At 80.8% G+C, this 650-nt stretch carries 1 pseudogene; it reads left to right on the forward strand.

Going from position 1 to position 650, the window contains the following annotated elements:
• Positions 1–608 (forward strand): annotated as a pseudogene (locus DZF91_RS41280) (hypothetical protein); the annotation flags it as partial.
• Positions 609–650: the final 42 nt, after the last annotated feature.

Genomic DNA, 650 nt, shown 5'->3' on the forward strand with positions numbered 1-650 from the left:
GCCCGCCCCGGACGGTGCCGGGCCGTCCGGCCGACGCTCACGGCGTCCTGGACGCGCAGGCGCACGGGCTCGACGCCCGGGGAACCGCCGACGGCCGCACGGCGCCGAACGGCCGAACGGCCGCCGATGGACGAGCCGGAGCGGACGGACGGGCCGGAGCGGACGGGCGCGCCGCGGACGGCGGGGCACGCCGTCCCCGCACCCTGGTCGCGGCCGACGCGGGCGCCGAGTCCGCCGCCGAGGTCCGCCTCACCCGCCGCCAGCTGATCGCGGGCGCGTCGATCACCGAGGCGCTGCTGGCCCAGCTGGAGGAGTACGGGCTCGTCCGCCGGACCGGCACCCACTACGACGGCGACGCCCTCGCCGTCGCCCGGGCCGCCGCCGCCCTCGGCGCGTTCGGCTTCGAGGCCCGGAACCTGCGCGCGGTGAAGGCCGCCGCCGACCGCCAGGTGGGACTGATCGAGCAGCTCGTGGCGCCCCAGCTGCGCCGCCGCAGTCCCGGCGCGCACGAGGAGGCGGCCCGCACCGCCCGCGAGATCGCCGAGCTGTCGGTCCGGCTGCACACCGCCCTGGTGTCGGCGGGCCTGCGGGAGAGCCTGGACCGGTGACCCCGGCCGCGCCCCGCCGCACCGCCGCCCGGAAGGGGCGGC

This window comes from Actinomadura logoneensis (assembly GCF_003428695.1).
Taxonomy (GTDB): domain Bacteria; phylum Actinomycetota; class Actinomycetes; order Streptosporangiales; family Streptosporangiaceae; genus Spirillospora; species Spirillospora logoneensis.